Source organism: Bacillus sp. 2205SS5-2, from assembly GCF_037024155.1.
Lineage (GTDB): Bacteria > Bacillota > Bacilli > Bacillales > Bacillaceae_K > Bacillus_CI.
On sequence record NZ_JAYKTS010000038.1, the window covers coordinates 1 to 25374 of the forward strand.

Genomic DNA, 25374 nt, shown 5'->3' on the forward strand with positions numbered 1-25374 from the left:
AGCGCAAGCTAGTAAGATCCCTGAAAGATGATCAGGTTGATAGGTTCGAGGTGGAAGCGTGGTGACATGTGGAGCTGACGAATACTAATCGATCGAGGACTTAACCAAACACAATAAGTGGTGATTACTCACTAACTTCATCAACCTTTATCTAGTTTTGAGAGTGTAATTTAAAAAAACTCTTGAAAAACATTTTGAAAGATGATATAATAAGTATTGTCTTTTAGAAAATATGTATGGTGGCATTAGCGAAGAGGTCACACCCGTTCCCATACCGAACACGGAAGTTAAGCTCTTCAGCGCCGATGGTAGTTGGGGGTTTCCCCCTGTGAGAGTAGGACGTCGCCATGCATATTATTTTTAAAAATAGATAGACAAAAAATAATATCTATGCTATAATATAATGAGTGCCATCAAATTGAATGATTTTTTTGAAAACATGAATAGTAAAAGTAACACTCTTATCGACGCGGGGTGGAGCAGTTCGGTAGCTCGTCGGGCTCATAACCCGAAGGTCGCAGGTTCAAATCCTGCCCCCGCAATACATTATTTTTTGCTGAAGTGAATAATTGAGGATGGTTGATAATATTTATTATTGGTTATCGATCGGTATACTCTCTAAAGCAAATTAATGTTACTTGTTTTGCTAAAGCAAATTAATGATAGTTATTTTGCTAAAGAAAAAAACTTTGGTCCGGTAGTTCAGTTGGTTAGAATGCCTGCCTGTCACGCAGGAGGTCGCGGGTTCGAGTCCCGTCCGGACCGCCATTTTTGAAATTACAAACTGTAGTTTCTTTTTTTTATTTATGGAGATTTTTGCTGATTTAGATGGAATAGGTTAGACTACATATAAAAGATAGATCCTTAGGATATGCTTATCCTAAGGATTTTTTTAAGAAATAGAAAGTATGAATTTAGAGGAGATAGATGAAGTGTCAAAAACATAACCCGAGCGATCATAAGGGAAAGCTACTTCATAGGTTAGTCCCTTGCCTTTGGAAAAGAACACTAAGTCATACATGTCAAGGGCTACATTCCGATTTGAAAAGTAACATTCTTTACGAGAATAGCTTTTGGCAAAAAATGCTACCTTTTGGAGCAGCTTTTTGTCTATTCTTGTACGAAATTCATACCTGAATGGAGCATTCAGTTAAGAATCAGACTAAATAGCAACAATGTCTAGCAAAAGACTCTTTCTTAAATAAAACTTTATTTTCATAGACGCAGTTAGAGCGATCATACAAAAAAGCTGGGCCAATTCTTTTGGATGGAATGGAACGAGTAATATAGAATTTTAGCGTTCAGTGCTATTCTTAGAGAAGGAGTATAAGAATATGAATACAATTGAATTAGTTTCTCGAGGGTATGAAGAAACGCAGCAACTAGCCTACAATATTGCCAAAATGTTAGAACCCGGAGCTGTTCTTACATTAGAAGGGGATCTAGGGGCTGGGAAAACAACCTTTACAAAAGGATTAGCCAAGGGATTAGATATAAAAAGAACCGTCAACAGTCCGACCTTTACGATTATTAAAGAATACGAGGGACGACTACCTTTATACCATATGGACGTGTATCGTGTGGAAGATAGCTTCGAGGATTTAGGATTTGAAGAATACTTTAGTGGTTCTGGCGTAACGGTTATAGAGTGGGCTCATTTGATTCAGGATCAGTTACCAACAGAACGCTTGGATATTTCCTTGTTTCATCAGGGAGTTGACGAAAGGAAAATTGTACTTTCCCCACGCGGTAATCGCTACGAGAACTTATGTAAGGAGTTATTTTCATGAAAATATTAGCCATAGATACATCTAACTATCCACTAGGTGTAAGTTTAATGACAGAGGATACGATTGTTGGGGAATATATCACTTATATAAAAAAGAATCACTCTGTTCGAGCTATGCCTGCCATTGAACATTTATTAAAAGAGTGTGATTGGACACCAAAAGAGCTAGAAAAGATTGTCGTGGCGAAGGGCCCAGGTTCCTATACGGGTGTTCGCATTGGAGTGACGATTGCTAAGACGCTTGCTTGGTCGTTGAAGATACCAATTGTGGGTGTTTCCAGTTTAGCCGTAATGTCGTCTGTTGGGCGTTATTTTAATGGGTATATATGTCCGTTAGTTGATGCGAGAAGAGGGCAAATATACACGGGCTTATATTCGTATCATAGCGGGCAACAAGCTGAAGTGGCTTTGGACTGTAATGTATTGGCTGTTGATTGGCTAATGGAATTAAAAGAAAAGAACCAGCCTGTGTTGTTTGTTGGGAATGACGTCAGCTTGCATAAAAAATCCATTCAATCTATTTTAGGGGACCAAGCGGTATTTAATGAGCTAACAGAGCAAAATCCTAGACCATCTGAATTAGGGATATTAGGGATGAATAAACAAGAAGAAGACACTCATTCTCTTGTACCTAATTATATTCGATTAGCAGAAGCTGAAGTGAAGTGGTTAGAGGCACAAACCAACCAACGAGGGTTTATTCATGATATCAATAAAAAATAGTTTATTTCGATTAATGGAAATTGAAGATGTCCCGAGAGTCATGGATGTTGAACTAGCTTCTTTTTCTGTACCTTGGAAAGAAGAGGCTTTTTACAGCGAGTTGCTACATAATAAATTTGCTAAGTATTTTGTGCTGGAAAACGATGAAAAAATTATTGGGTATTGTGGGATGTGGTTCGTAGTAGATGAAGTGCATATCACCAATATCGCGATTCTTCCTGAATGTCGAGGATGGAAGTTAGGAGAAGCTTTATTAACATTTGTGATGGAGTATGCTATTTCACATGGTGCGACTTCGATGACATTAGAGGTACGATTGAGCAATACGCCAGCTCAAGGACTTTATAGGAAATTAGGATTTGAAAATGGCGGCATCCGAAAAAATTATTATAGTGATAATCAAGAGGATGCTTTAGTAATGTGGGTGAAATTAGATGAGTAAAGATGTAATTGTATTAGGAATTGAAACAAGCTGTGACGAAACGGCCGCTGCCATAATAAAAAATGGAACAGAGATCATCGCCAACGTAGTAGCTTCTCAAATTGAGAGTCATAAACGTTTTGGTGGAGTTGTTCCTGAAATTGCTTCGAGACATCATGTTGAAGAGATCACGCTTGTACTTGAGGAAACGCTAAAGGAAGCCAATATGACATTTAGTGATATTGATGCAATAGCGGTAACAGAAGGACCTGGGCTCGTGGGTGCACTATTAATAGGAGTAAACGCAGCGAAAGCGATTGCTTTTGCGCATAATATTCCAATCATTGGTGTCCATCACATTTCTGGTCATATTTATGCTAATCGTCTTGTGAAAGAGATGGAATTCCCACTTCTTTCGCTTGTAGTTTCTGGAGGTCATACAGAACTGGTATATATGAAGGAACATGGTTCATTTGACGTTATTGGGGAAACAAGGGATGACGCAGCAGGAGAAGCTTATGATAAAGTGGCAAGAACGCTTAAACTTCCTTATCCAGGAGGTCCACATATTGATCGATTAGCCCAATTAGGTACTCCTTCGATTAAGCTGCCTCGAGCTTGGTTAGAAGAGGGTTCATATGATTTTAGTTTTAGTGGACTAAAATCAGCTGTCATCAATACCCTTCATAATGCTGCTCAAAAAGGAGAGAAAATCTCTCCAGAAGATTTATCGGCTAGTTTTCAAGAAAGTGTGATTGATGTATTGGTCACTAAAGCAGTTCGGGCAACAAAGGAATATGGAGTTCAGCAACTTCTTCTTGCTGGTGGAGTAGCTGCAAATAAGGGGTTAAGAAGTCGCTTAGAAGAAACCTTTAACGAATTGCCAGAAGTAGAACTTGTCATTCCTCCTCTTTCATTGTGTACAGATAATGCCGCAATGATTGGGGCTGTAGGGACTGTTATGTATCAGCAAGGAAAAAGAGGTAATCTAGCGATGAATGGAAACCCTGGATTAGAGTTATAAAGCACATTTTATTTGAGAGCATTGAAAAAATAATTACTTCTCTATGGACTGAAGATTTTTATTAATATACAGAAAATTAAAGAAGCGAAGAACCTATGTATAATGGGGTCTTCGCTTCTTTTTCTCGCTAGTGACTCTTGTCAAAGGAACAGGAAACTTGTGTGTATGTTGATGTGAAGGAGAGAGGTTAAATAATGCTGTGAGGTGAAATGTAGAGGCTGTGTAAAGAATGAGTCTTCATTACAGTGATCATAAGCTAAGCGCAAAAACGAGGCAAACGCCGATGATCAGTTCTGATTATACGCTTATCACCGATAGGTCAAGGTCAATGCTTTACTTTGTGGATAACCAATTTTTGAGGAAGAAGAGGAAGTAGAACGTCTGTTTTGTACACAGACTGTGGATAAGTTGTTAATAACTTTGTATATCTTGTGAGCAACATATAATAAAACCGCTTACTTTTTGGATGATTTTGTGGATAAAACAATAAAAAAATGTGGATAATGTGGAAAAGTCCTGTGATTATATTAGTATAAAGGTTTTGGTTGTGGATAAAAATGTGAATATTATTTTAAAAAAACATCCCCTGCGTGGGCAGGGGAAAGGCTATGTTTGGAGTTGTTCCCATTCTTCTAAAAGGTCATTATATGTTTTTTGAGCTGCAAGAACATCATCATTTAACTGCTTCACTTTTTCAGCGTTCTGATAGATGTCAGAATCAAATAGCATGGCTTCTTTTTCTTCAATCTCATTTTCAAGCTTTTCTATATATTCTTCGATTTCTTCAATTCTTCGTATTCGTTGACGTTCTAGTTTCTTTGCCTCTTTATCCATTCGGTGGTTTTCCTTTGTGTCAATCTGAGGCGTAACGATGGATGCACCACGTTCTTTTTCTTCCAATAAAGCAAGCTCGATCATTTCTTCCTTTTTATGGACGTAATAATCATAGTCACCAAGATATTCTTTGGCTTCTGTTGTGGATAATTCAAGAACTTTTGTTGCGATACGATTGATGAAGTAGCGATCATGGGAAACGAATAAGATCGTACCTGGGTAATGAATTAATGCATTTTCAAGAACTTCTTTGCTATCAAGATCAAGATGATTTGTTGGCTCATCTAGAATAAGTACATTTGATTTTTCTAACATCATCTTAGCAAGAGCTAATCGGGCTTTTTCGCCACCACTTAGAGTTGAAACAGACTTGAGTACATCATCTCCTGAAAATAAGAAATTGCCCAGAACAGTTCGGATTTCCTTTTCCGTCTTCATCGAGTAATCATCCCACAGTTCATGAATCACGGTTTTATTGGAAGTTAGCTCGGCTTGTTCTTGATCATAATAGCCAATCTTGACGTTCGCTCCAAAGTGGTAGTTGCCAGAAAGGGATGGAAGTTTTCCCACTAGTGTCTTGATTAAGGTAGACTTCCCGACTCCGTTTGGACCAACTAAGGCAATACTATCTCCTCTTGAAGCCTGAAATTTAATATTTGAAGAAATTGGTTCTTGGTGATAACCTATTGTTAAATCTTGAACTTTTAAAACATCATTCCCACTTTGCCGTTCAATTTCAAAAGAAAAATGGGCAGATTTTTCATCACCAAGCGGTTGAGACATGAGGTCCATTCGCTCGAGTTTTTTTCGCCTGCTTTGTGCCATTTTTGTAGTGGAAGCTCGGGCAATGTTTTTTTGAATGAAATCTTGCAAACGAGCTACTTCAGCTTGCTGTCTTTCAAATTGCTTACTCTCGCGTTCATAGTCGTCGGCTTTCTTTTGTAAATAATCACTATAATTGCCGTGATATTTCTTTGTGTTTCTCCGTGATACTTCATAAACATGATTGACGACTTTATCTAAAAAATAGCGATCATGAGAGACAATCAAGATGGAACCTGAATAGCCCTGTAAATATTGCTCTAGCCAAGAGAGTGTTTCAATATCTAAATGGTTAGTGGGCTCATCTAGGATGAGTAAATCAGGTTTTGTTAAGAGAAGTTTAGCCAAAGCTAGTCTCGTTTTTTGTCCGCCACTTAATGTGGAGATTTTGGTAGAATAATCAAAGTTAGCAAAATTCAATCCGTGGAGAATAGAGCGAATATCCGATTCATACTGATAGCCGCCTAAATCCTTAAATTTCACCGTTAAGCGATCATATTCGGATAGTGTCCGTTCATAAGCCTCTGTGTTTTCATAAATATCTGGTGAAGCCATCTCAAGCTCTAATTTGCGTAAATCCGCTTCATGTTGTAAAACATGCTCAAATACAGATAGCATCTCGTCCCAAATCGATAGACTGGATTCCAGTCCTGTATGCTGAGCTAAATAGCCCATGGTCACATGTTTTGGTTTTATTATTTCTCCTGAATCAAAGGAAAGTTGATTGGAGATGATTTTTAGTAAAGTTGACTTTCCAGCACCATTTCTACCTACAAGTGCAATTCGATCTTTAGATTTCAGTTCTAGTTTAATATTTGATAAAATCATTTCTGCCCCGAAGTACTTTGTTACATTATTGACTTGTAATAAAATCATATATTCACCTCATTCATCTCGTTTAAACTGGTCAGTAACTCTTCAAGTGTCCGAGTAATTTAGTTTCCAGTAAGAAACCAATCAGCTTTACTAGCGAACTGTACTATAAAATGCGGAAGGTTTTACTTCATCTTATCGACTATTTTTGATAGGTTTCAACAGCAAAATCGAGGATTCCATCGAAAAATAAACGAAAGAGTCACAATATATAAGAAAAGAGTCTTATACAAACAGTGTATCGCACTTAAAACAAGTTGAGCAATAGCAGGACTTGTGAAAAAGGTAACAGACAATCTTGACGAAATAGTGTATGATAATGAATGAAGAGGAGAATGTCTACATCAGGCATGCCTTTAATTAAAATTGATTCATCTGCAAAGAAAAGTGATATATTTCCGACCAAGAGGAATCTAAACAGCTAGTTCGAGATTAATGGAAGCGTTTCCGAAAATAGGATTCAATACAAAATGAGCCGAAAGCTCTATTAAATAGAAAAATCGAGAGATGATTGGCTCAAAAATAGAGAGGGATTAGAAATGAATCAAGACACAATGAAAATACCGCAAGCTACCGCAAAACGCTTGCCTCTATATTATCGGTTTATTCAAAACTTACATTCTTCAGGTAAACAAAGAGTGTCCTCGAAAGAATTAAGTGAGGCCGTAAAAGTAGATTCGGCTACGATTAGAAGAGACTTTTCTTATTTTGGTGCACTTGGGAAAAAAGGCTATGGTTATAATGTGAACTATTTGCTAAGCTTTTTTAGTAAAACACTAAACCAGGATGAAGTCACCAAGGTTGGATTAATTGGAGTAGGAAACTTAGGCACAGCTTTTCTTCACTATAATTTTTTGAAAAATAATAACACGAAAATTGAGATGGCCTTTGAAGTGAATCCTGATAAAGTGGGCATGAGTATAGGTGACGTACCGATTTATGCTTTAGACGATTTAGAAGAGAAAATCAAGGAAAGCAACATAGAGGTGGTTATTTTGACCGTACCCGCTCCTGTTGCTCAAACGATAACGGATCGCTTAGTGAGTGCGAATGTGAAAGGGATTTTGAATTTCACGCCGGCACGGTTAAATGTTCCTTCGTCTATTCGAATCCATCATATTGATTTAGCGGTTGAATTGCAGTCGCTAGTTTATTTCTTGAAGAACTATTCTACTAAGGACACGGAAACGTCACAAGAAGGGCTTTAAGAAATTAGGATTTAGGGGTAAAATGATGTAATATAGTACTGAGGAGGTGTAGCGTAATGCCAGGTCCAGGTAGTCTTGTAGCAATAGCAGTAGTTGCACTATTAATTTTCGGTCCCAAAAAGTTACCAGAACTAGGGAAAGCAATGGGAAGTACGTTGCGCGAATTCAAAAATGCCACAAAAGGCTTAGCGGATGACGAAGACAAAGACAAAAATGATGCTAAGTAAATGTTAGGTGATTGACGATGAGTCGAAATGATATGACTGTTTATGAACATATAGATGAATTAAGAAAACGGCTTCTCATTGTGGTCGTTTTCTTCTTGTTTGCGATTATCGCAAGCTTTTTTCTCGCCGAACCGTTGATTGTTTACTTGCAGAATGCGGATGAAGCGAAAGAAATAACGATGAATGCGTTTCGGTTAACGGATCCATTAAAGATTTACATCCAAGTAATAATATTCTTGTCATTATTAATGGCGCTCCCGTTAATTCTTTTTCAATTATGGTCCTTTGTGTCCCCGGGATTATATGAAAAAGAACGACGTGTCACGTTGAGTTACATTCCGGTAACGGTGATCTTGTTTCTTGGTGGATTAGCTTTTTCGTATTTTATTTTATTTCCATTTGTAGTCGACTTTATGTTGAATTTGTCTGTGAATCTAGAAATTGAACAGGAAATTGGCATCAATGAGTATTTTCAATTTCTTTTTCAAATTACCATTCCGTTCGGATTTCTGTTTCAGCTCCCTGTCATTATGTTGTTTTTAACAAGGTTAGGGATTATTACACCAATGTTGATGTCGAAAATGAGGGTGTATGCTTACTTTGGTCTATTTGTGATTGCCGCAATGATCACACCACCAGATATTATGTCTCATTTACTCGTTACTCTACCACTTTTTGTTTTATATGAAATCAGTTTAGGTATATGTAAAATTGGTTATAAAAAAGCTTTGCTTGCAGAACAGAAAAGAGAAATGGAAGAATAAAAAAATAGACCCATTGGGTCTATTTTTTTTGCATCGTTTTTAATTTAATGTGGATGTTAATCATCCGAAGTCCTGAACCTAAATCCAATGTTGCTAGGAAAATGAGAAGATAAGTGAAAAATCCCCAGCCATGAGTCACAACATTTTGGATTGAAAAATACGTAAATAGAATTCCGAGTAAGGTGTAAATGATACCAGTAAACAAAGGTGATTTTCTCATAAAAACGTCCTCCTAATCCTATAGAGTCCTTGCCCTATTCGTGTACATTATTGTAGCTATTGAAGTTCATTTTCGAAGGAGTTCTCTATTCTGGTATTGATTTTGTTCAAAAATAGACGAAAAGAAAAAAATCTTCAATATATATGTTTAAAAAGAGCGTGATTACCCTATCCAGTGAATAAATAGTGCGACTTGTGCGCTTACTTTTTTCATAATTGCAGGATAAAATTGAATGAGCGCAACGAGTGTATTCATGCCAACGTGAGCGATGATGGGAACAATAATTCTTTTCGTATGCACATACAGAAAAGCAAACGTAAAGCCCATCGTCGTATATAACAGAATATGGGATAATTCGCGATGAGCCAGTCCAAATAGAAGGGAACTTAAGAAACCAGCGGCCAGAAATGGCATTCGCTTATAGAGTGCCCCAAATAGGATTTGTCGAAAAACAATTTCTTCTAAAATTGGTCCGGCGACCGAGGAAGCAATTAACGCAATTGGCACAAGTGAGATGATTTTCATCGCTGTCGCTGTATTTTCCGATCCAGGTTCGATTCCGAGAAAAGATTCAACAGTAATAGCGAGGGCCTGTGCTAAAAAGGCGAGAAATATTCCGCCCACACCCCAAGAAATGGAGAGTGGAATTGAATGCTGTTGGCCAAAGTCCTCATATCTTTCGCTTTTTCGTAATAAAAAAAGTACAATGATAAGGGTGAGTGTAAAGCTAATAAATAGCCAGTACCCCGCAGCTAAATAGAGCATCTTTTCTTTATCTTCTACACCAAAGGAATTCAGTCCGAGCTTATAAATAAGCGGAACGGCGATAGAGGTAGAAAGTTGCATGACTATGTAGATGATTAGGATATAGCCATATCGTTTATTCATGTAAGTTCTCCTTTAGAAAGTTGATCATAATCATTTATCCATTCTACTAATAAAATGATGACTGTTCAAATGGTAAAGCTGGAAGAAGTGGGTTTGCGAAAAATGACAAAACATGGAGTGATTTTTGTCGAACCTTTTTAGAAAAAAATAAGGCTTGATGCTTGCAAAAGAAAAGTGAATTCTTTATTATATTAATTGTGTTAGCACTCTAAAGAGGTGAGTGCTAATTATCATGACTACATATTTATTGAGGAGGTTGTTTCACTTGTTAAAACCACTAGGTGATCGCGTCGTAATTGAGCTAGTTGAAACGGAAGAAAAAACGGTTAGCGGGATTGTTCTACCAGACTCTGCGAAAGAAAAGCCACAAGAAGGTGTTGTCGTAGCAATAGGAACAGGTCGCGTACTTGATAGCGGTGAGCGTGTAGCTCCAGAGGTTGCTGTCGGCGAACGTATTCTCTTCTCAAAATACGCAGGTACAGAAGTGAAGTATGAAGCTACTGAATATCTTGTTCTTCGTGAAAATGATATTCTTGCAATTCTAAGTAAATAATTTTCCCTTTTCACATACAAAGGAATTCAAATTCAAGGAGGTCTTTTTAATATGGCTAAAGAAATTAAATTTAGTGAAGAAGCACGTCGTTCTATGCTTCGTGGTGTAGATCAACTTGCAGATGCAGTAAAAGTAACGCTTGGACCAAAAGGACGTAACGTCGTTCTTGAGAAAAAATTCGGTTCTCCACTAATCACTAATGATGGTGTGACAATTGCTAAAGAAATCGAGCTTGAAGATGCATTTGAAAACATGGGTGCAAAGCTTGTTGCTGAAGTAGCAAGCAAAACGAATGAAATCGCCGGTGACGGTACAACTACCGCTACAGTTCTTGCGCAAGCAATGATTCGTGAAGGTTTGAAAAACGTAACAGCGGGAGCAAACCCTGTTGGCATTCGTAAAGGAATTGAAAAAGCGACAAAAGCTGCGATTGAAGAGTTGAAAAACATCTCTAAACCAATCGAAGGCAAAGAGTCTATTGCTCAAGTTGCGGCAATCTCAGCAGCGGACGAAGAAGTTGGCCAATTGATTGCAGAAGCAATGGAACGCGTTGGCAACGACGGCGTTATCACTATTGAAGAATCAAAAGGATTCTCAACAGAGCTTGATGTAGTAGAAGGTATGCAATTCGATCGTGGATATGCGTCTCCGTACATGGTAACTGATTCCGATAAAATGGAAGCAATTCTTGAAAATCCTTATATCTTAATTACAGATAAAAAGATTACCAACATTCAAGAAATCCTACCAGTACTTGAGCAAGTGGTTCAACAAGGTAAGCCATTGCTACTAGTAGCTGAAGATGTTGAAGGAGAAGCGCTTGCGACATTAGTGGTAAACAAGCTTCGCGGAACATTCAATGCAGTAGCAGTTAAAGCTCCTGGCTTCGGTGACCGTCGTAAAGCCATGCTTGAAGACCTTGCTGTCTTAACAGGTGGAGAAGTGATTACAGAGGACCTAGGTCTTGACCTGAAATCAACTTCTATCGATTCTCTTGGACGCGCTGCAAAAATCGTTGTTTCAAAAGAAAACACTACGGTTGTTGAAGGTGCTGGAGACACAGCGAAAATTGCCGCACGCGTGAACCAAATCCGTGCCCAATTAGAAGAAACAACTTCTGAATTTGATAAAGAAAAATTACAAGAACGTCTAGCTAAATTAGCTGGTGGCGTAGCGGTAGTTAAAGTAGGAGCAGCGACTGAAACGGAACTTAAAGAACGTAAGCTTCGTATCGAAGACGCCCTAAACTCTACTCGTGCAGCAGTTGAAGAAGGTATTGTTTCTGGTGGTGGTACAGCCCTAGTAAACGTCTATACAAAAGTAGCAGCGATTGAAGCTGAAGGCGACGTATCAACAGGTATCAACATCGTTCTACGCGCTCTAGAAGAACCAATCCGTCAAATCGCACACAACGCTGGTTTAGAAGGATCAATCATCGTAGATCGTCTAAAACGCGAAGAAGCAGGTATTGGTTATAATGCAGCTACTGGCGACTGGGTCAACATGATCGAAGCCGGAATCGTGGATCCAACAAAAGTAACACGTTCAGCTCTACAAAACGCAGCCTCTGTAGCAGCAATGTTCTTAACTACTGAAGCAGTAGTAGCAGACATTCCTGAAGAAGGCGGCGGTGCTGGCATGCCTGATATGTCAGGTATGGGCGGCATGGGTGGAATGGGCGGCATGATGTAATCTGTGCCCTCAACCCTTGATAGATAAGGATCTGTTGGTAAGGTGAGAGTGGTTTGCTAACATTTTACTAACATTGAGGATATTAACGGAGGCTTCTCATGAGTTCACTGAACTTTTGAGAGGCTTCTTTTTTCATTTCTTCGGTTACGTGAAGGTACACATTCTTTGTGATTTGGTCGTCAGTATGACCAAGCCTGTCCATGATTTGTTCCAGTGAGACACGTGCTTCGGCAAGGAGTGACGTATGTGTGTGTCTTAAACTGTGAGGAGTCAAATCACCATTTAGTTTGGCTATTCTAAGCAGTCTTTTCATTCGGTCTCGCACATTTTTTACTACAATAGGATAACCAAAGTGTCGTTCCATTTTTCCAAAAATAAAATTTTGATTGTAGTAATCATCACCTAATCGTTCTATCACTTTGTTCTGAACTTCTTTATGCTTTTTTAAAGCTTGAATAACCTCTGAATCAACTACAATTTTTCGTCGTGACTTTCGGGTTTTGGGTGGGACTAATTGATACTCAATGGCATTATTGTTTGGATTGTAATATGTCTTAGTGATACTTATTGTGTAATTGATGAAGTCTATATCCTTCCATTTAATTTACAAATGCGTGGTCTAACTCCACCGTCTTTAGACGGTATCCGCTTTTAGCCTTGTCTTTAAATGTCCATACTACGATAGAGGTGAGAGTATGGACGGTTATCAAAAAAGTAGTCATGCGGTATTTGATATAAAATATCATGTTATATGGGTTACGAAATATAGATATAAAGTTCTACATGGACCAATTGCCAAAAGAACAAGAGAATTAATAAGGCAAGGCTGCGAAGCAAGAGGAATCACGATTTTGCAAGGGAGTGTGGGGAAAGATCATATCCACTTATTGCTATCTTGTCCTCCAAGCCTAGCACCAAGTAAAATAATGCAGTACTTGAAAGGACGATCATCAAGACTCCTCCAGGATGAGTTTCCTGAATTAAAGAAGAGATTTTGGGGACAACATCTATGGGCGAGAGGATATTTCTGCGCAACAGTTGGAACGGTAACAGAAGAAATCATTCGAAACTATATAGCCAACCAGTTTGGTGATGGAAAAGACGATATATTCAAGATTGAGGAGTGAGTTTAGTCAAATTCAGTATGCTTCAGCTTAGGTACTTTGAGAAGACTTGAGTCTTGAATTGCGACTTTAGTCGGTGACATTTATGTCTAAATCCACCTGCTTTAGCGGGTGGTCGTTTAAGGATAGGAAAAAGTATGTCAAGGCATTAAAGCATATCTCTTTTTCCGTAAATAAGGGCGATGTGGTTGGGTTACTCGGTGAAAATGGTGCTGGGAAGACTACTCTTCTTCGAACGATTGCGACACTCTTAATCCCAACTGAAGGGTCTGTTGAAGTTGCAGGATACGACACCATTAAGAATCCAAACGAGATCAAGACGAAAATCGGTGTATTATTCGGAGGGGAAACAGGACTTTATGATCGTTTGACGGCTAGAGAGAATCTTCAATATTTCGCACGATTATATGGATTAAGCAAGCATGAGACGAAGGTACGCATCGATGACTTGTCGAGAATGTTCGGCATGAGGGATTATCTTGACCGGAAAGTCAGTGGCTTCTCGAAAGGAATGCGCCAAAAGGTCGCCATTTCGAGAACCTTGATTCATAATCCAGATATTATCCTGTTCGATGAACCAACGACAGGCCTTGATATCACGTCTTCCAATGTCTTCCGCCAGCTCGTTCATCAGCTTAAGCGCGAAGGAAAGACAATTGTATTTTCTAGTCATATTATGGAAGAGGTTTGGATGCGGTGTGACAAGGTAGCGATGATGCATAAGGGAGAATTGGTATATCACGGGGACATAGAACACCTTTACCAAACAGAAAAGAGTCGCGACTTGAATTATATCTTCATGAGTAAATTAGTGAGAGGGGATGAACACTTTGCTTCTTAATATCTATCTGAAAGAATTGAAAGACAGTTTTCGTGACCGGAGAACGCTTATACTGACGGTTCTTCTGCCGATTTTCATGATGAGCGGACTGGTGTTTTACTATGAAAATATGGTTTCTGAGGATGAGGGAGAAAGCTATGCGCTTGCCGTCGATTCATCCTTGAGCAAGGAAGTCAGTGATTTATTCATAGATTACGACACCATTGAACTGGTGAAGTCCTCTGATCCCGAGAAGTCGCTTGAAGAAGGAGAAGCGCTTGCTGCCATGATTGTGAGTGCTGATTTCAACCGTAGTATTGAAGAAGGAAAAGAAGCCAATGTGACCATAATTGGCGACTCTTTCAGTCAGAAATCAAGCAACTTAATGAATGTTTCCACCAATGCGCTTACTGCCTTTGAAAAAAAAGTGACCGCCGAAAGACTGGAAGCACAAGGGACAGACCTCTCGCTCATTCAACCATTTAGCATCACGGAAAAAGAAATGTCAGAAGATGAAACGAGTATGTTCCTGCTGGCCTTTCTTGTCCCATTAATCTTGGCGATTTCCGTAGGGGTAGGAACCGGTCCTTCATCAGCTGATCTGTTTGCCGGAGAGAAGGAGAAGAAGACGATGGAGGCCTTACTAATGACACCCGTCAATCGCTCCACGCTTCTCATAGCAAAATGGCTAACCATTGCAACTGTGGGAGCGATTACAGGAATTGTAACGCTGATTGTCCTTACTGTTGAAATCAATCTTTTGACGGAAAATCTGAAGGAAGCGTTATCCTTTGGAGACAATATGTATCTGGTGATTGGAATTGCTCTGCTTCTTACGATTGTCTACGCCGTGTTTATCGCATCCTTGCAAATGATCACAAGCGTTATCGGAAAAACCGTCAAAGAAGCCCAAAGCTACAGTACACCGATCATGTTGCTCGCCGCATTCCCTGGGATGTTCATCACTAATGTTGGACTGAATGAATTGTCCTTCCAACACTTTGCGATTCCGATTCTGAACCTGTTCAGTCAATTTAAAGAACTGTTCATGGGCGTGATTGATTATCAGCACATCTTGATCACTTTCGGAAGTAATCTCCTCTTTATGTTTGTAATTTTTATGATTGGTAGGGTTTTATTCTTAAAGGATAAATGGGTGATGAATTGATATAGCAAAGAAACAATCATCAAGCGTGGGCTTGGTGGTTGTTTTTATGATAAGGAAAAAGGAGCAGGGAGTGTTAAAAATGAATTCTTATTTTACGCCTAAGCGAGTAACTATTTTGGGTTTGCTATCGGGTGTGGGTGGGCTTTGTTACGAGCAGACCCATGAGACGACAGCTCTTACCGGAAGTCTCTTACCAAGGGGACTGTCCCTCTGGTTCCATGTAAAGCGCGGTGCTGTTCAAAAAACATTGCCATAACCTGCATTTTAAAAATTCCATAAACATATAGAGGATACTCAATTAAACAATTAACCTAAAGAGGTGCATATTTATGAAAGAAAAGTTTCTGTCAATAGATAACTACCGTGTTAGATATAATGTCTGGGGAGGGAATAAGGATTATTCGCCAATAATAGTTTGTTTACATGGATTTGGAAATACAAGCTTGAGCTTCATAGAAATTGGCGAAGAATTAAAAAAAGATTATACAATAATCTCGATTGATCTCCCTGGACATGGTAAAAGTGAGAAGTTTGCAACAGAAAAAGAATACGAAATGGTAAATATGACAAAATGGTTGTATAAAGTAACAGATAAAATGAACTTGGGTAAATTTTACTTATTAGCTCATTCGTATGGAGCAGATATCACTCTTCATTTTATGAAAGATTATGGATCCTGTGTAATGAAGACGTTACTACTTGATGGTGGCTATACTACCAAGGATGATTTTTATAAAATAGTAGATGAATTAGCGGGTAAGCCTGAGTGGCAATGGCCAAATATTAATGATGTCGAGAAGGAAATTCAATATACAACAGATTCCTTTAATAAATTTGAATATCCAAATTTTGAAGCCTTTTACAGTGAAGAAGAAAAATCAAATAAAAATTGGTCTAATGCTAAGAAAATTGCGTCGAAAGACTACGTTCAAGAAATAAATGGGAAGGTGAAGCCTATTGTTGATGCTGAAGTTGTTCGATCAGTGATACAGTCTATGGCAAATTCACCGATTAAAGAAATATATACAGAATTAGGGGATAATATATTGTTATTAGTGGCTACATTACCAGAAGAGTTTACTATTATTAATAATACTCTATTAGAGGATGTTCAAAAAAATTCTAAAATGACGATCAAAAAAATACAAGATACTACTCATATGATACATTGGGACAATGCTGAAGCCGTTATTGAAGAAATAAGAAACTATTTTATTAGTACGTTTTAAAGGATATATAAGATTATTAAAAGAAGTTGTTAAACCTTTCCCATTTAGAAAAAAGTATAGGATTGATGAAACTAGAAGATTTGATAGAAGAAATTAAAAGGGCTCCTGTTAATCGATTATACTTACCATAATTTACGGGAAGTATATAAACTAAATCTTCCAGTTATGTATTCAGAAAATTTTTTAGAACAAATGATAAAAAGTAATAAGGACAATTATGGGAAATCAAAATAGGAATTACAAGAGTTATATAAAGGTATGGTAAAAGATTATGCCAGCATTTTAGCTATAGACAAAATTCACGATTTTCTAGAATTTATTTCAAAGCCTTCTTTTTTTGCACTATTGCTGAAGAGTTCTCTAATTGGGGAAAAATAGTGAGATTATTAAGGAATCAAGAGAATTTCCTAATATTTCACGCACAGTTATAGCTAGGGACAAAGATGATTCTATTAAACCTTATATTGAGGATGGCATTCCAGAGAAGGAAGCAGTTTTACATGAAAATGTATGGAGAGATATTCAAATTGAAATAACACAGCTGTCCTGTGATAGCGAATAGCGATCATGAAATACATAAGGAGAGACCTGACATGATAATTGAATATTTAGAAAAAATTTCAATCATAGAAATTTAGTATATATTAAAAGATATTTTTTTGGATTTTTCTTTTTTTGATTCCGGAAGAGGGTCTTCATTTCGTACTTAGAGTCTAGGTAAAGCCTGTTCCTATCTAACAAAAATTCAAGAAGAAACAATTCTATTATTAGTACTAAAAATAGAATTGTTGCAGGTGAAGCTGTTGGCTTTTTAAGAAGGAAAAAGAAGCAGATTACTCCAATGTTCGAAGGATTGAAAGGCTAGGTTCTAATGAGTTGTCTATTCTCATGTCATTAATTGAAACCATCAAGGTATTAAAAGCACGGACCCTTCCTCGGCCTACACAATGGCAAAAAAAAATGACCCTGACCAATATAAACTACCTACTAGCTATAAATTGGTTGAACGGGGACGATGAGTCATTAATCTGGCTAGGCTTTCATCTACGAATACCCACCAAAAAATTGCCCATGATATTCATTTGGCTGCAAGGCTGGCTACTTTCAAGCAGAAATTAATTGAACAAAGTCGAAAAAATCAAGAACGTTGAGAATATAGAATTCAAGGTATATAACCCCATATAGTAGACGAACAAGGGGTGAAAGCAAATGATTACTGTGGACGAGAAGGTTCTAAAGATGAAGAAGGAACCAACTAGGTTAAAAAAGATATCAATTGGCATATGGATAAGAGCAGATTTTTTGTTCGTAACGTCCCCTATGTTAAAATAGATATTAATGGTAAAGGGTTTTTGGATGTAGATCAATCCATTACACTCACAGCGTTACGTGGCCTTATGGTTAATAACGAAATTTCAGACGATGATCATTTCGAGAAGTATGCTCATATTGATTTCTATTTAATAAATACTTTCTGAGTTGCCATAACGATTCTTATCAATCGGGGCTGTTTATTGTGCCAGGCATGCACAAATTCTATTTGGGTGAAGTCCTGGGTTGTGAAGGAAGAGTAAGCACCGTGATGGTTTTCTTGCTCCTAACCTCCACCTCATCATATTTTAATTATTGTGGATAGGTGTGAAAGACAACCTCAAACTTATTTTTTCCATTCAGTTTTTCAATATATTTATCTATTTTCCTTTCCTTTTTCATACCAATCCTATATGCAACCTCATTACCAGCTGTATGTTCCAAAAGATATTTGTCCTTACAGTATACACATTGTGAATTCTAGGTTGACTTATAAAAACTATCCTTTGATTAAATAACTCATAAAAAGTGAATTTGTCATGTAGATTATAGGAATATGCCTTTCTACTTTAAAGAGGACGTAAGGGCAGGTTCCTCGTCCGAGCGAGCTAAATCGAGTAGGACTACTGCCAAATAAAAGCTTGCCATTCACCTGTAGCGAGTCTTGAAGGGGATTGTGTTCCGGAATCCCCCATTGAAAGGGAGGATGTTTTGGACGGTACAGAAAACAATAGCTCGATATTTATTAACTGTCTCCTTGGTCCCTACACCGGTAAAAAGATAATGTTTGAGCTACATCTAGAGGCTTAGAGAAAGTTCTTGCTATGGATACAGGGGCAAAAGATATATGTATACTATACTAAAAGTATCCTTCTAGAGAGATAGAGGTGAACAAGTGGCTGAATTGTTTTTAGTTCATGTAGAAGAGTGGGGAATAACGGGGGTATTATTATCGTTGCTGATTGAAGGAAGTGCACTTCCGTTTATCGGTACGTTTTTTATCACTACAGTTGGCTTTATTTTAGAATTATCATGGTTAGATATCCTTTGGATTTCTATTTTTGGAAGTTTTCTTTATGCTGTCGGTAGCTATTTTCCGTATTATCTTGGCTATAAATTAGGTGAAGCAGTGGACTCGCGTTTAAGCAAACAAAAGCAAGCGAAAATCGTTCAAGCGAGAGAAACGTTTCAGAAATATGGTATTTGGAGTGTGGCAATTTCAAGTCCTTTACATTTAGGGAATGTGGTTCCATTTGTAGCCGGAATATCCAAAATGAATCTGGGGACGTATACGTTATTAACAATGATGGGGATTGCTCCTTCCACTCTTGTATTATTAAGCATTGGACGGTTATATGATGGAGATAGGGAACAAGTGATTGAGCAAATCGTACAATATCAATATTATATTTTAATAGGTTTTGTCCTTTTAACTTTCATTTATATCATTTTTAAATTAAATAAAACAAAGAAATTAAGGGGTAGTTAAGCTCCTAGGGGGACGGAGGGACAGGTGCTGTTACCCCGCCCGACTGATTGAAGAGCCACTACATAAGCTTAATTAGTGGTGGTTCTATATAAAAGTTTGTCCTTATCGGTTTTGTAGTTCGGCGAGAATACCCTAAGTAACGCCCGAATAAAGAAGTCATTTATATCCTTCATCCTTCCCTCATCTATTTGTTTAGGAAAACTAAATACCACACCTAGAATCCATTGATGTCCTAGCTTCTCTTTGGAAAGGCTGTTTTCATAAGGCTCTTTTCGTATACATTGTTGCTCTTGACACAAAGAAAAAACAGGCAGTAGGGTTTTTTCGATTGATTTCTTCTTTTTTATCTAGAAATGAAGAATTTTTCATTAGGAAAAGAGCACGAAATCATATAAGTCAAGGGATTCCTTTTTATTCGAAAAGCCACAATCTTTGCGAAAACAGCCTTTCATAAAGATTGTGGCTTTACATTTCAGCGTAGATTCCTTGAAATAGCTACAAACGGGTCATCTTTTCGTTTCAAATGATAGTCTTGTTTTGCAAAAAGAACGATTTCATTAAAAAATTCTTCTTAAAACAACATACACGACGAAAAGTGCCTTCGGGAGAGACTGTCACAGCACTCTTCTTTTCATAGGAAAGGCCAATTTTTAAATGGTCTGGCTTAATCAATTACTTATGTGTAAAAAGCTGATTTTCCACGACTTTCTAGAAGAGCTTCCACACCCCCTTGAGGGGAGTTACTGAAAGTAGATTGGTTCATTAATTAGTAGGAAGAAAATCTAGTTCAAATATAAAACACCAAAAAGGACATTATATTTGATTTGTTCATAACGGCAATGGTAACGTCCTTGTCCCTCCCCTGAGGATGGGACAAGGTACCCTATTGTCCCGAGGTTGTTTGATTTAGTGTTGACATACCACAATAGGGGGGGATTTAGTAATGGGAAGGTCATCTGTATTGCTCGTATTACATCTAATGGTCTTTGTAGGAAGTTATTATACGTTACGGTTAGAGAATGTTAACGAATTAGCGAATATAAGTATAACATTGTCTATGATACTTATTTCACCGCTACTTATTTACACATTCTTAATTAAACCAAGGTCTTTGCATAAACTATGGATTTATATATCTTTTCTTATTTCTTTAGGGTTAGCCTATATCATTATTCCACCTTCCCAAAGTGTATTTTTAAGTAATATTTTGGTTTGGCTTCTACCTGTTATAGAAATTGGCGTGATTGTAGTCGTAGCATACGGTATCATAAAAAGTATTATCAGTTACTGGTCAATAAACACTAATGAATACTATGATTATCTAGAAGTTGTTGAACTAGCATTGAAGCCGAAGTTAGGGAAGGGTTTTATTTTAAACGCAGTTTTAACAGAACTTAGTGTTATTTATTACTCCACATTTATTTGGTTTAAAAAGCCAAAAAATATTCCATATGGAAGTTTTACATATCATAAGGAATCACAGATTAAAACGGTTGTGATGTTATTTTTAATTTTAATTATTGTTGAAAGTGTATTTTTTCATTTTCTTTTTCAAATGTGGAGTGTTGTAGCCGCTTGGATTGTTACAATCCTAAATATTTATGCCTTATTGTATATAATAGGCTTATATAATTCAGTGAAATTTTTGCCACATCTTATTAAGCAGGATTCACTGATAATTCGTTTAGGGTTCCAAAGTAGCATAGTGGTGGACCTTGCAGATATCGAAAGTATTAAACCCTCAAAGGAATATGATATATTCGAAAAAACAACTGAGAAAACGTACTATTCCCTATTAAAAATAGACTCTCCACAATATGAAATTGCATTGAAAGAGCCAGTAGTTATGAAAGGTTCTTATGGAAAGAAAACTCTTGTTAATTCAGTTGTATTTAGGGCGGATCATCCGAAAGATTTATTAGACTCTATAGAAGATGCTCAAATGAAAATGGTTAGTGCAACAAAAAAAGGAACTGTGAACGTTTGATTAAAAATTGAACTAAGGGGGCAAATCACAGATTTACTGTCCTTGTTACCTTACCCAGTTGTTTAGTAAAACTGTATTCCATACCTTGAAATCCTTGATTCCTTATCCTCCTTTTGGAGAGTCCGTCAAAGCATTCTTCTTTTCACGAGAAGGAACAACATCAATTGAGGCTGGCTTAATCATCTGATTTTTGATTTAATCGCCCATTTCATTGTTGATTTCCATTAAAAATAGACGGATCCAGCTACAGTGGCTTGCGGCTCGTGGTCAAATGAAACACCCTCCAGCGATGCAGGCATCACCTCCGAGTTCTTCATTTGCCTGACGCCGCAGAGCAGCCACTTCCGCTTTTCTTGATCCAGCTACAGTGGCTTGCGGCTCGTGGTCAAATGAAACACCCTCCAGTGATGCAGGCATCACCTCCGAGTTCTTCATTTGCCTGACGCCGCAGAGCAGCCACTTCCGCTTTTCTTGATCCAGCTACAGTGGCTTGCGGCTCGTGGTCAAATGAAACACCCTCCAGTGATGCAGGCATCACCCCCGAGTTCTTCATTTGCCTGACGCCGCAGAGCAGCCACTTCCGCTTTTCTTGATCCAGCTACAGTGGCTTGCGGCTCGTGGTCAAATGAAACACCCTCCAGTGATGCAGGCATCACCTCCGAGTTCTTCATTTGCCTGACGCCGCAGAGCAGCCACTTCCGCTTTTCTTGATCCAGCTACAGTGGCTTGCGGCTCGGGGTCAAATGAAACACCCTCCAGCGATGCAGGCATCACCTCCGAGTTCTTCATTTGCCTGACGCCGCAGAGCAGCCACTTCCGCTTTTAAAGCTATATCAACGTTTATAGACTGGTGCGAAAAGCAACAAACTTTGCGAAAACAGCCTTTTTCAATTATTAGGATAAAAATTTAGTTCAAGTATAAAACACCAATAAGGACGATACTATTGATTTTTTCAAAAAGGCAATAGTACCGTCCTTTTCCTGATACCTGTCCCTTTAATAATAGTAAATAGTTAATCGTTAAAACAAGGAAAGTTAAAATGATTGTAGAATCAATTAAGAAAGAAACCAAAAACCAAGAAATTTTTGAATCCTATTCAATTTTATGTAGAATGTTAAAAACACACCTACTGCAGTTATTAGTATCCTAGAGATTTCGGTGCTTGACCCTAGTACGTAATGTTTTAACGGGGCGGGGATCAGGCACATATATTCTTATGGTTTTTTTCTGGTAGATCATATTGTAGTCAGAAATTGATGTGGCCTATTCTGTTTTTACACAATTATACAGACTTAATCTAACTGCCTGTTTTTTCTTTGAGCCAATAGCAAAAAAGTATACGAAAAGAGCCTAAAAGAAAAAGAAGTTTTAAAAACAGTGTAAGGGTAAACTAAATTAGAAGGAAATAATAAATTATCCGATTACTACGCTTAAAAACATACTATTTAATCCTAAATCAATCTATTAAGAAAAGGAGCCTTTTAATGTACCAGTTCCATAAGAGTTCAACAGAGGAAGTCTTAAATAAACTGCAAGTATCAGCAAAAGGATTAACGGATGCAGAGGTTAAGAACAGACAAGAAGAACACGGTTTTAATGAGCTTGCTGAAGAAAAAAGAAAAAGTGCCTTTCAAGTTTTCTTTGAACAGTTTAAAGATTTTCTTGTGATTATCTTAATTATCGCGGCTTTACTTTCTGCGTTTTTAGGGAAATTTGAGAGCACCATTGTCATCCTTGTCGTTGTGACAATCAACGCTATTTTAGGTACGGTCCAGCACATTAAAGCCGAGCAATCCCTAAAGAGCTTAAAAAGTCTATCCTCCCCTACTTCAAAAGTACTGAGAAACGGTAAAAAAGTAGAGATTCCTTCAAGAGAAGTGACGGTTGGAGATATTCTTTATTTAGATGCAGGAGATTACATAAGCGCGGATGGACGAATTATCGAAAGCCACAGCTTACAAGTCAACGAAAGCTCCTTAACAGGTGAATCCGTCAGCATCTCGAAAATGACCGATCCTATCAAAGAAGACGATATATCAATCGGGGATAAAACCAATTCGGTGTTCTCAGGAAGCTTCGTTACTTACGGTCGAGGAATTATAGCCGTAACCGAAATTGGAGAGAAAACCGAAATTGGTAAAATTGCAAGCTTAATGGAAACGGCGAAAGAAAAGAAAACACCGCTACAAGTTAACCTGGACCAATTTGGTAAAAAGCTTGCCATTGCCATAATCATTATTGCCATTGTCATCTTTGCGATTGATTTATTTCGAGGAAGAACGATGGCAGATTCTTTCATGTTCGCTGTTGCTTTAGCTGTTGCCGCTATTCCTGAAGCCTTAAGCTCGATTGTGACAATCGTTCTTGCATTTGGAACCCAGAAGATGGCGAAGGAAAATGCGATTATCAGAAAGCTTCACGCTGTTGAGAGCCTAGGAAGTATATCGGTTATTTGTTCTGATAAAACAGGAACGCTAACCCAAAATAAAATGACCGTGCAGAAGCTATATGTAGATGGAGAAATTCATGAAGATGATGCTCTTCAGCTTGATAATCCGTTGCAGAAACAATTTTTACTGATGAACATCTTATGTAACGATGCTGAAACGACAGAAAAAAAGGAGATCGGAGACCCCACCGAAATTGCCCTTGTAGATTTAGGTGAGAATGTATACGGGATGGATGAAATGGATATTCGAGAGGAATATCCACGATTGAAAGAATTGCCTTTTGACTCTGACCGAAAGTTGATGAGTACGGTTAATACGATCGAATCAAAAAAACTTATGTTTACAAAAGGAGCTGTAGATGTTCTTTTAGACCGTGTTGTCAAAGTGGCTACTTCTGAAGGGGTAACAACGATAACGGATGAGCATTTAGAGCAGATTCACGAGGCCAATCAAACCTTCTCAGAAAGCGGATTACGTGTATTGGCCTTCGCTTACAAGGAAGTGACGAATGAACAATCGATTAGCACAGAAGATGAAAACGACCTAATATTCATTGGTCTCACGAGTATGATGGACCCTCCTCGTGAGGAGTCCAAAGATGCAGTTGAACAATGTAAAACAGCAGGAATTAGACCTGTGATGATTACAGGTGACCATAAAATAACGGCTTCAGCGATTGCTAATCAAATTGGTATTTTACAAGATGGTGACGAAGCGCTTGAAGGCTTTGAGATTGAAAAAATGGATGATGAAGAATTAAAGAAAAGGGTAGAACATATTTCAGTGTATGCCCGTGTGTCTCCTGAACATAAAATTCGAATTGTTAGAGCCTGGCAGGACAAAGGGAATGTGGTGGCCATGACGGGTGATGGAGTAAACGATGGACCAGCCTTAAAGCAAGCGGACGTTGGGATCGCCATGGGGATTACTGGAACAGAGGTCGCCAAAGATGCCTCGTCTATGGTGCTAACGGATGATAACTTTTCTACCATAGTAAAAGCCATCGCTAATGGAAGAAGCATTTATACAAATATTAAGAACGCCATTCGGTTTCTTTTAGCAGGGAACACGGCAGGAATACTATCTGTTTTATATGCTTCTATTGGGGGATTACCTGTTCCTTTCGCACCTGTCCACTTATTGTTCATTAACCTCCTAACCGACAGCTTACCAGCTATTGCAATTGGCCTCGAGCCTCATAAAAAGGACGTTATGAAGGAGGAACCACGGGATGTGTCGGAATCCGTACTTAACAAAGGATTCGTCTCAAGGCTTGCCATAGAAGGGGTTTTAATTGCTATCGCGACGCTGGTAGCCTTTTATATCGGGCTTTCAACAGATGCCATTACGGCAAGCACGATGGCCTTTGCAACCCTATGTTTAGCGAGATTGTTCCACGGCTTTAACGCTCGCTCGAGACAGTCTATTTTTAAAGTGGGAATTTTTACGAACCTCTACTTGCTAGGAGCGGTGGCCATAGGAATTGTCCTACTACAAATCGTTCTATTGATTGAGCCTCTGCGAGATGTGTTTGAAGTCGTGTTATTATCACCAACCCAATTTGGTTATGTGTATGGATTGGCGTTAATGCCGCTTATCGTGATACAACTTTATAAAATCTTGTTTATTAGGTAGCTAGAGAGAAGTCGTGTCTTTTATTGTGTATGAAGAGAACAGTTGTCTGTATCTACTAGAATCATTTTACAATCGAGGCGGTTCGGGATGTGACAGTCACTTTTACTATTGGTTTTACTCCA

Annotated in this window: 25 protein-coding genes, 2 tRNA genes and 2 rRNA genes; 21 read left to right on the forward strand and 8 right to left on the reverse strand. The window is 38.1% G+C overall.

Annotated elements, in window-relative coordinates; translation table 11 throughout:
- The 8 genes from U8D43_RS18415 to tsaD all read left to right on the forward strand — a co-directional run.
- Nucleotides 1–108, forward strand: a 23S ribosomal RNA gene (locus U8D43_RS18415); the annotation flags it as partial.
- A 127-nt stretch (nucleotides 109–235) separates the two neighbouring features.
- Nucleotides 236–351 (forward strand): 5S ribosomal RNA (gene rrf / locus U8D43_RS18420).
- Nucleotides 352–468: 117 nt separating this feature from the next.
- Nucleotides 469–542, forward strand: a tRNA-Met gene (locus tag U8D43_RS18425).
- A 149-nt stretch (nucleotides 543–691) separates the two neighbouring features.
- A tRNA-Asp gene (locus U8D43_RS18430) sits at nucleotides 692–768 on the forward strand.
- A gap of 566 nt (nucleotides 769–1334) precedes the next feature.
- On the forward strand, nucleotides 1335–1790 hold the full coding sequence (gene tsaE, locus U8D43_RS18435) for a tRNA (adenosine(37)-N6)-threonylcarbamoyltransferase complex ATPase subunit type 1 TsaE (RefSeq protein ID WP_335872634.1): 456 nt from the start codon (nucleotides 1335–1337) through the stop codon (nucleotides 1788–1790).
- The gene (gene tsaB, locus U8D43_RS18440) at nucleotides 1787–2512 is read left to right on the forward strand and encodes a tRNA (adenosine(37)-N6)-threonylcarbamoyltransferase complex dimerization subunit type 1 TsaB (RefSeq protein WP_335872635.1); all 726 of its coding nucleotides are present in this window, start codon (nucleotides 1787–1789) and stop codon (nucleotides 2510–2512) included. The genes tsaE and tsaB overlap by 4 nt, the downstream gene beginning before the upstream one ends.
- Nucleotides 2493–2954 carry a ribosomal protein S18-alanine N-acetyltransferase gene (gene rimI, locus U8D43_RS18445; protein WP_335872636.1) on the forward strand — a complete coding sequence of 154 codons (462 nt, stop codon included), beginning with the start codon at nucleotides 2493–2495 and terminating at the stop codon, nucleotides 2952–2954. Before tsaB ends, rimI begins: the two co-directional genes overlap by 20 nt.
- Nucleotides 2947–3957 carry a tRNA (adenosine(37)-N6)-threonylcarbamoyltransferase complex transferase subunit TsaD gene (gene tsaD / locus U8D43_RS18450; RefSeq protein ID WP_335872637.1) on the forward strand — a complete coding sequence of 337 codons (1011 nt, stop codon included), beginning with the start codon at nucleotides 2947–2949 and terminating at the stop codon, nucleotides 3955–3957. The genes rimI and tsaD overlap by 8 nt, the downstream gene beginning before the upstream one ends.
- A gap of 606 nt (nucleotides 3958–4563) precedes the next feature.
- Here the strand turns inward: tsaD and U8D43_RS18455 are convergent.
- Nucleotides 4564–6489, reverse strand: a complete 1926-nt coding sequence (locus U8D43_RS18455; RefSeq protein ID WP_335872638.1) for an ABC-F family ATP-binding cassette domain-containing protein — start codon at nucleotides 6487–6489, stop codon at nucleotides 4564–4566.
- A 536-nt stretch (nucleotides 6490–7025) separates the two neighbouring features.
- Between U8D43_RS18455 and U8D43_RS18460 the strand changes: the two genes are divergently transcribed.
- From U8D43_RS18460 to tatC, 3 genes are read left to right on the forward strand one after another with little or no spacing between them, the layout of a single operon-like run.
- The gene (locus tag U8D43_RS18460; RefSeq protein WP_335872639.1) at nucleotides 7026–7694 is read left to right on the forward strand and encodes a redox-sensing transcriptional repressor Rex; all 669 of its coding nucleotides are present in this window, start codon (nucleotides 7026–7028) and stop codon (nucleotides 7692–7694) included.
- A 56-nt stretch (nucleotides 7695–7750) separates the two neighbouring features.
- Complete coding sequence (gene tatAY / locus U8D43_RS18465) at nucleotides 7751–7921, forward strand: sec-independent protein translocase protein TatAY (RefSeq protein WP_335872640.1); 171 nt, start codon at nucleotides 7751–7753, stop codon at nucleotides 7919–7921.
- Between the two features lie 17 nt (nucleotides 7922–7938).
- On the forward strand, nucleotides 7939–8685 hold the full coding sequence (gene tatC, locus U8D43_RS18470) for a twin-arginine translocase subunit TatC (protein ID WP_335872641.1): 747 nt from the start codon (nucleotides 7939–7941) through the stop codon (nucleotides 8683–8685).
- 19 nt (nucleotides 8686–8704) lie between these two features.
- Here tatC and U8D43_RS18475 read toward each other — a convergent pair whose 3' ends face one another.
- Both U8D43_RS18475 and U8D43_RS18480 read right to left on the reverse strand, forming a co-directional pair.
- Nucleotides 8705–8905 carry a YdiK family protein gene (locus U8D43_RS18475; RefSeq protein ID WP_335872642.1) on the reverse strand — a complete coding sequence of 67 codons (201 nt, stop codon included), beginning with the start codon at nucleotides 8903–8905 and terminating at the stop codon, nucleotides 8705–8707.
- A gap of 162 nt (nucleotides 8906–9067) precedes the next feature.
- Nucleotides 9068–9793, reverse strand: coding sequence for a CPBP family intramembrane glutamic endopeptidase (locus tag U8D43_RS18480; protein ID WP_335872643.1), 726 nt, complete (start codon nucleotides 9791–9793; stop codon nucleotides 9068–9070).
- 265 nt (nucleotides 9794–10058) lie between these two features.
- On the opposite strand from U8D43_RS18480, the gene groES reads away from it, so the two are divergent.
- Nucleotides 10059–10346, forward strand: a complete 288-nt coding sequence (gene groES, locus U8D43_RS18485) for a co-chaperone GroES (protein ID WP_335872644.1) — start codon at nucleotides 10059–10061, stop codon at nucleotides 10344–10346.
- Between the two features lie 51 nt (nucleotides 10347–10397).
- Nucleotides 10398–12038 carry a chaperonin GroEL gene (groL, locus tag U8D43_RS18490; RefSeq protein ID WP_335872645.1) on the forward strand — a complete coding sequence of 547 codons (1641 nt, stop codon included), beginning with the start codon at nucleotides 10398–10400 and terminating at the stop codon, nucleotides 12036–12038.
- 82 nt (nucleotides 12039–12120) lie between these two features.
- On the opposite strand, the gene U8D43_RS18495 is transcribed toward groL, so the two are convergent.
- On the reverse strand, nucleotides 12121–12642 hold the full coding sequence (locus U8D43_RS18495) for a site-specific integrase (RefSeq protein ID WP_335872662.1): 522 nt from the start codon (nucleotides 12640–12642) through the stop codon (nucleotides 12121–12123).
- 91 nt (nucleotides 12643–12733) lie between these two features.
- Between U8D43_RS18495 and tnpA the strand changes: the two genes are divergently transcribed.
- The 7 genes from tnpA (at nucleotide 12734) to U8D43_RS18530 (ending at nucleotide 21166) form a co-directional block, all read left to right on the forward strand.
- Nucleotides 12734–13165, forward strand: a complete 432-nt coding sequence (gene tnpA, locus U8D43_RS18500) for an IS200/IS605 family transposase (protein ID WP_335871800.1) — start codon at nucleotides 12734–12736, stop codon at nucleotides 13163–13165.
- An 82-nt stretch (nucleotides 13166–13247) separates the two neighbouring features.
- Nucleotides 13248–14003, forward strand: a complete 756-nt coding sequence (locus U8D43_RS18505) for an ATP-binding cassette domain-containing protein (RefSeq protein WP_335872646.1) — start codon at nucleotides 13248–13250, stop codon at nucleotides 14001–14003.
- Nucleotides 13984–15150, forward strand: a complete 1167-nt coding sequence (locus U8D43_RS18510) for an ABC transporter permease (protein ID WP_335872647.1) — start codon at nucleotides 13984–13986, stop codon at nucleotides 15148–15150. The genes U8D43_RS18505 and U8D43_RS18510 overlap by 20 nt, the downstream gene beginning before the upstream one ends.
- A gap of 329 nt (nucleotides 15151–15479) precedes the next feature.
- A complete protein-coding gene (locus tag U8D43_RS18515; RefSeq protein WP_335872648.1) occupies nucleotides 15480–16379 on the forward strand; it encodes an alpha/beta hydrolase in 900 nt (299 codons plus the stop codon).
- Nucleotides 16380–16743: 364 nt separating this feature from the next.
- Nucleotides 16744–16941, forward strand: a complete 198-nt coding sequence (locus U8D43_RS18520; RefSeq protein ID WP_335872649.1) for a hypothetical protein — start codon at nucleotides 16744–16746, stop codon at nucleotides 16939–16941.
- A gap of 1644 nt (nucleotides 16942–18585) precedes the next feature.
- Entirely contained in the window at nucleotides 18586–19179 is a 594-nt protein-coding gene (locus tag U8D43_RS18525; protein WP_335872650.1) for a DedA family protein, read from the forward strand.
- Nucleotides 19180–20122: 943 nt separating this feature from the next.
- Nucleotides 20123–21166 (forward strand): hypothetical protein, encoded by a 1044-nt coding sequence (locus U8D43_RS18530; RefSeq protein ID WP_335872651.1) that lies wholly within the window; start codon nucleotides 20123–20125, stop codon nucleotides 21164–21166.
- Between the two features lie 267 nt (nucleotides 21167–21433).
- Here the strand turns inward: U8D43_RS18530 and U8D43_RS18535 are convergent, their stop codons facing one another.
- The 4 genes from U8D43_RS18535 to U8D43_RS18550 are packed head-to-tail and all read right to left on the reverse strand — an operon-like array spanning nucleotide 21434 to nucleotide 21955.
- Nucleotides 21434–21601, reverse strand: a complete 168-nt coding sequence (locus U8D43_RS18535) for a hypothetical protein (RefSeq protein ID WP_335872652.1) — start codon at nucleotides 21599–21601, stop codon at nucleotides 21434–21436.
- Complete coding sequence (locus U8D43_RS18540) at nucleotides 21552–21701, reverse strand: hypothetical protein (RefSeq protein WP_335872653.1); 150 nt, start codon at nucleotides 21699–21701, stop codon at nucleotides 21552–21554. Before U8D43_RS18540 ends, U8D43_RS18535 begins: the two co-directional genes overlap by 50 nt.
- Nucleotides 21670–21837 carry a hypothetical protein gene (locus tag U8D43_RS18545; RefSeq protein ID WP_335872654.1) on the reverse strand — a complete coding sequence of 56 codons (168 nt, stop codon included), beginning with the start codon at nucleotides 21835–21837 and terminating at the stop codon, nucleotides 21670–21672. Before U8D43_RS18545 ends, U8D43_RS18540 begins: the two co-directional genes overlap by 32 nt.
- Complete coding sequence (locus U8D43_RS18550; protein ID WP_335872655.1) at nucleotides 21788–21955, reverse strand: hypothetical protein; 168 nt, start codon at nucleotides 21953–21955, stop codon at nucleotides 21788–21790. Before U8D43_RS18550 ends, U8D43_RS18545 begins: the two co-directional genes overlap by 50 nt.
- 696 nt (nucleotides 21956–22651) lie before the next feature.
- On the opposite strand from U8D43_RS18550, the gene U8D43_RS18555 reads away from it, so the two are divergent.
- Nucleotides 22652–25252, forward strand: coding sequence for a cation-translocating P-type ATPase (locus U8D43_RS18555; protein WP_335872656.1), 2601 nt, complete (start codon nucleotides 22652–22654; stop codon nucleotides 25250–25252).
- Nucleotides 25253–25374: the final 122 nt, after the last annotated feature.